Source organism: Cupriavidus sp. GW821-FHT02F09, from assembly GCF_059421605.1.
This window is the reverse complement of the sequence record NZ_JBWKVH010000088.1, coordinates 1-5931: the sequence shown is the minus strand read 5'-3', so window position 1 is coordinate 5931 and position 5931 is coordinate 1. Positions and strand designations below refer to the sequence as shown.

Annotated in this window: 4 protein-coding genes; 3 read left to right on the top strand and 1 reads right to left on the bottom strand. The window is 66.7% G+C overall.

The genetic code is table 11. The features are described from left to right. Positions 1–249: 249 nt before the first annotated feature. Positions 250–2331: a serine/threonine protein kinase gene (locus AC07XB_RS38685; RefSeq protein ID WP_492809186.1), complete on the top strand. Its 2082-nt coding sequence runs from the start codon at positions 250–252 to the stop codon at positions 2329–2331. A 25-nt stretch (positions 2332–2356) separates the two neighbouring features. Here the strand turns inward: AC07XB_RS38685 and AC07XB_RS38680 are convergent, their stop codons facing one another. Beyond that, entirely contained in the window at positions 2357–4366 is a 2010-nt protein-coding gene (locus AC07XB_RS38680; protein WP_492833184.1) for an SUMF1/EgtB/PvdO family nonheme iron enzyme, read from the bottom strand. A gap of 421 nt (positions 4367–4787) precedes the next feature. On the opposite strand from AC07XB_RS38680, the gene AC07XB_RS38675 reads away from it, so the two are divergent. Beyond that, positions 4788–5213: a DUF4399 domain-containing protein gene (locus AC07XB_RS38675; RefSeq protein WP_150993583.1), complete on the top strand. Its 426-nt coding sequence runs from the start codon at positions 4788–4790 to the stop codon at positions 5211–5213. Between the two features lie 44 nt (positions 5214–5257). After that, positions 5258–5698: a DUF4399 domain-containing protein gene (locus tag AC07XB_RS38670; RefSeq protein WP_492833186.1), complete on the top strand. Its 441-nt coding sequence runs from the start codon at positions 5258–5260 to the stop codon at positions 5696–5698. Positions 5699–5931 lie beyond the last annotated feature (233 nt).

Sequence of the window (5931 nt, the reverse complement as noted above, 5' to 3'; positions counted from 1 at the left end):
CCGGGGTGGCCTGGATCTGATGGGTGGCGGCCAACACAGCAACACCGGGTGTTCGCGCATGTGCGACAGGTAGTGGCTCTTGCGGCGCCATCGTGCCGCTGGCTTGGCTTGCCGGCGTTGATGCAAAGCACGAGGGGTTTGCGATTGGCGTGAGTGCGCACTAGTATCCATCGTGGGCAGGTACTCGCTGTAGACGGGCGAGTGGGCGCTCAATGCGCAACTTCGCGCAATCACGTCGTGGCTGCATCGATGCCTAGCATTCCAGACCTGATACGTACCTTCCAAAGCGGTGGTCTGTCGCACGACGAACTGTTGGCCCGCATTGACAGCACCTTGGCCGCGGACCAGGCAAGCGCCACGCAGCTAGCGGACATGCTCAGCGAGGAGAACACCCGCTTCCCGCTGCCGCCTGGCGTTTATGAAGAGGTGTTGCGGCGCATCGAGCGCCGCGGGGCAACCCAGTTCGAGGATGGCGGCGAGGAAACCCGCGTGCAGACTGGCCACGCTGGCATGGCGTCCGCGCCTTCCCTGCCATCGCAAGCGCCCGCGAGCGATCAGGCGATTGCCGGGGCGGAGCAGACCAAAGGGGTGGGCGATACCTTGAATGGCCGCTTCGTGCTGGAGGAGTGCCTGGGCGTGGGCGGCATGGGGACGGTCTACAAGGCGCTCGACCTGCGCAAGCTCGAGGCCTCGGACCGCAAGCCGTACATCGCCATCAAGGTCCTCAATGTGCAGTTCCGGGGTCATCCGAAATCGCTGATCGCGCTGCAGCGCGAGGCGCGCAAGGCGCAGACGCTGGCGCACCGCAATATCGTGACGGTCTATGACTTCGACCGCGATGGCTCGGTGGTCTACCTGACCATGGAGTACCTGTCGGGCAAGTCGCTCAATCGTGTCTTGCGCGCGCCAGACTTTGCCGGCATGCCTTACGCCAAGGCGCTGCCGATCATCACCGGCATGGGCCGGGCCTTGTCCTATGCGCACGAGCGCGGCTTCGTCCACTGCGACTTCAAGCCCGCCAATGTCTTCCTCACCGATAGCGGCGAAGTGAAGGTGATCGATTTCGGCATCGCGCGCGTCTTCCAGCAACCGGCGGACGACGCGGACCCGACCGTGTTCGACCCCGGCACGCTCGGCGGCATGACCCCCGCTTATGCCAGCCCCGAGATGTTCGAGCATCGCGAGCCGGATCCGCGCGACGACATCTACGCGCTGGCCTGCGTGACCTATGAACTGCTGACCGGCAGGCACCCCTATGAGCGGCTGTCGGCCAACCAGGCGCGCGGCGCCGGCCTCAAGCCACAGCGCCCCAAGGTGCTAAGCCGCGGGCAGTGGCGTGCACTGCGCGCGGCGCTGTCTTTCGATCGCGCGACGCGCACGCCTACCGTGGCGCGTTTCCTGGCCGACATGGGCACCGAGCGCCACGGTGGCATGCCAATGGCCAAGCTTGGCGCTGCGTCGGTGGCCGGTGTGCTGCTGGCGGGCGGGCTGGGTTACTACGTGTGGCGCGCGCGCACCGCGCAGGAGGGACAGCAGCCTGCGGCGCAATCCGCGTCAAGCGCGGTGGTATCCGCCACTCCCCAAGCCGCAGTGACGCCATCCGCCGCGCCGGGCTCGCCGCCGCCGGCGCAACCGAGCGAGGAAGCCCGGCCCGAGCGCACGCTCTCCATGCAGGCCGTGGCGCCGGTGCTGGCACGCGCGCCTTGCTCGCTGCTGTCGGCCACCGGGCAGGACCATGTACTGCAGGTGCGTGGCTACGTGGCGGAGCGCTTTGGCATCAAGCGCCTGAAAGACGAACTGGGCGCGGTGCCCGGCGTGCAGACGCTAAACCTGGACGTGCAGACGCTGGGCGATGACAAGTGCGACGTGGTCAAGCTGATCTCGCCATACTGGTCGGGGCGCCGCAGCGCAACCGCGCTGACCACGATCCGTACCCGGGCGCCCGGCGCGCAACTCACGGAGGGAACGCCACTGATCGTGGATATCACCACGCCGCCTTACGACACCTATGTCTACGTCGACTACTACATGGCCGATGGCAAGGTCGTGCATATGGTGCCAAGCCAGCGCGCCAAGGCCAACCAGGCACCCGCCAGCTACACCGCTGCCGTGGGCAGCCTCGGGGACTGGGTGATCTCGAAGCCGTTCGGCACGGAGCTGATCGTGCTGATCACCACGCCTGCGCCGCTGTTCGACGCGCTGCGCCCCGAGTCGGAGCCCAGGCAGGACTACCTGCGCGCGCTCGACAGGCAGCTGGGTCCGATGGCGGCGAAGCACGGAGAAAGCCACATCGGTGCCGACATGGTGCAGATATCCACCAACCCGCGCTAGCCAGGCAAGGCGCCATTGGCAGCGGCTACTTCAGGTCCCGCACGACGCGAAAGCCGTTTTGCGACTGGCGTACGCTCGCGCTGTACTTGAAGCGGGTGGAGGAGAGCATATAGCTCGCGCCTTCATGCCATGAGCCGCCGCGGATCACGCGCACGCCGCAGCCGGGCTCGTCCCAGGCGCGTCCGTCGGCAGGCGCGTTTTTGTAGGAGATATGCCAGCAGTCGGCGACCCATTCCCACACGCTGCCGTTCATGTCGTGGAGGCCGTAGCCATTGGCGGCAAAGGAGCCGACGTTGGCGGGCGCGTCGGCATTCCACGGTTCGCCGCAGTCCTTGCAGTTGGCCGTGCCTTTGCGCATCTGGTCGCCCCACCAGTAGAGCGTCGTGGTGCCGCCCCGGGCGGCGTACTCCCACTCGGCTTCGGTCGGCAGGCGGTAGTGCTTGCCGCTGACCTTGCTCAGCCAGGCGACGTACTGCTGGGCATCGTCCCAGCTCACATCGCGCACGGGGGCGTTCCTGGGTGCGTTGGCGACAGTGGCGATGCGCTGGCATGCCCCCGCATCAGCGCAGGCGCCCCATTGTTCCACCGTGACTTCGTACTTGCCGATCGCGAAGGGCTGGCCGATGGTGACGTGATGCGGCGGCTTCTCGGTCGGGTCACCGCCGTTGCTGCCCATGGTGAAGCTGCCCGCCGGCAGGCTGTGCAGCACGGGACAGGCCGGGCAGTCCTTGACCTCGCCCGGCTTGATCTCGACTGTCACGGCGCCGGCCGCGGCAGCTCGTTGCGTGGCGGGTGCAGGCGCGCTTGCGGCCGGGGCGGGTGGAGTGGATGCGGCAGGCGCGGTTGGTGATGGCGCGGCAGGCGGCGCCTGCACCTTGCCGGACTGGGCGCGTGCTGGCGGCGGCGTGACGGTGCCTTGCGCGGTGGCTTGCCCGGATGAGGCGCCTGGCGTGCGAGCACGCTCGGCAGGCGGCCCGGCCGCGCGCAGCCGCTCGATCCTGGCGCGCGCCAGCGGCGCGAAGCGGCCGTTCGGATAGGCCTTAAGGTAGGCCTCGTAGTCACTTGCGAAATTGCTGTTCTTGATGGAGTCCCAGAAGCTGAGCTCGTACTGCTCGTCGCTGTCCTTGGGAAGGATGCCGCGATGCTGCGCAAGGATCAGCGGATGGGCTTGCCTGTGCGCGAGCGTGAAGGGTGCGTTGTCCTTGTCGTTGACGGTGTCCGTGTCGTTGTCGTTTTCGCCGGTGGCCGCGGCGTTCGCCGCGAATCGGAGCGGGGCGGATAACGACGATGATAGCCACGGTTGCTGCCGCCGCCCGGTGTGCTGGCTCACCATTTCGCCGGCCCGGCGCAGGGCGGCCTCGGCATCAAGGCCGGGTATGCGCATCGTGCGCAGCAGGGCGCCGGTGAACGCGCCGTGCCGCGCGCCCTCGGCTGCCACGGCGCCGGGGGCCGTGGCATAGGCAATCAGCGTGTTGGCGGGGGCGGCGGGCGGCTTGACGGCACTGCCGCGATAGGGGTTGTCCAGGCAGCTATCGAGGATCACCACGTTAAGCATGTCCGGCCTTGGCGCCGACATGCTGGCCAGTACTGCGTCAAGCCCGGTGCCCGCGGTGAGCAAGCGGCCAGGTGTGCGGCTGCCCACATCGACGGGAATCATCACCGGGGTGTCCGCGACCTCGATGCCGTGCCCCGCGAAATAGAACAACCCCGTGCCGCCGGCCTGCAGGCGCTGCTGGAATTCGGCAAGCGCGCGCGCCATGCCTTCCCGGTCCAGGTTCTCGCGGAGCATGACGTCGAAGCCGAGCGCGGCCAAGGTGCGGCGCATTGCCCGGGCGTCATTGGCGGCGTTGGGCAGCGGCTCGTCCACATAGGCGCCGTTGCCGATGACCAGGGCGAGGCGCCTGCCCGGAGCGCTCGCGGGGGCGGCGGCCGGGTGCCTTGCCTCGGGGGGGAGGGTTGGCGTGTCGATACCGGCTTCGGCCCGCACGACCGCAGCCAACCCGAGCAGGCACACGACAAGGAATTTTCGCCACATATGCAGGCCTTGTTCGTACGGCGCCGAAGTGCATCGGCGGTCCACGTGCCAACGGCGTGACGCGGCACGCGAGAGCGATGATGCTCGGCCATCACCTGGCCGGCCCGCCTTGTCCTTTGCGCCGACGTGATGCAGCGCTAGCGGCACTGGGCTGGCTCAATCAACCATAGCACAGCGATTGTGAATCCGGAGGTGCTTCGCAACGCCGGGTGGCGTAGCAAGCTCACAACCGCGCGGCACCGGCGCGGCGCAGGGTATCGCCAAGTATCTTTTTGCTGTTTTCCGTTCTAAGCTGAATGACGAAATTGGATGACGAAATGCAGCGCGCCGGCCTGAAGCCAATCAACGAATCAGCCAAAAGCCAAGCACCAATAGCAAGAATTCACCGCGTTTGAGACAAGCTGTTCGGGAGGGCTAACGTATGCACAGGCGAACCGTGCTCGGCACATTGGCAGCGTCGCTGCTGGCTCCGTTGCCTTCGATCTCGTTGTCCACGACGTCCCCACCCAATGCCGAGGTCTACATCATCTGGCCGCCCGACGGCGCCGTGATCGATGGCGGAAAATTCTGGGTGCGCATGGGCCTGCGCAATATGGGGATCGCCCCCAAGGGCGTCGACATGGCCAACGTCGGCCACCACCACCTGTTGATTGACACGGACCTGCCGCCGATGGACAAGGAGATTCCGAATGACCGGAACCACCTGCACTTCGGCGCCGGCGAGACCGAGGCGCGGATCGAGTTGCCGCCGGGCAAGCACACCTTGCAGTTGCTGCTCGGCGACAAGGATCACAAGCCCCACGACCCGCCGATCTACTCCAAGAAGATCACCATCACCGTTCGATAAGGCCCCGGGCCGCCGGGCCGGCGGCACGATACGGGAGACAGTCCATGCGTAAGCTCATTCCGGCTGCTGCGCTCGCCGCCAGCCTGCTTCTGATCGGTGGCACGCCGAGCGGCGCAAGCGCGGACGCCACGCCCGCGCCCGCCCATGCCTACCTGTATATCGGCTTTCCCAACAACAACCAGGTCTTGCCGGCGGGCAAGCCGATCAAGGTGTGGTTCGGGCTGCGCGGCATGGGCGTGGCGCCGCGCGGCGTGAAGTTTCCGAACAGCGGCCATCACCATCTGCTGATCGATACCGACCTGCCGCCCATGGACAAGGAAATCCCGAACGACCGCAACCATCTGCATTTCGGCGCCGGCGAGACCGAGACCACGATCGAGCTGCCGCCGGGCAAACATACCTTGCAACTGCTGATGGCCGACGACAAGCACATTCCGCACAACCCGCCGATCTACTCCAAGAAGATCACGATCTACGTGAAGTAACCCCGGTCGTTCATTCGGGTTCGCGCTGTTTTCGCTGCGCCGCATGACGCGTGCTGCTCGCGCTTCGCTGCGGATCTCATTGCGCGCTTTCCAGGCGGCGCTCGTAGCACAACTCCCCCATGTCTTCATCGCTCCGGCCGTGCGCGCCGCATGAGGCGGACGTTTGTCGCCAGCGAGCAAACACATGGTGTCTGTTGTGTTGGCCGCCACCCATCAGATCCAGGCTGCCCCGA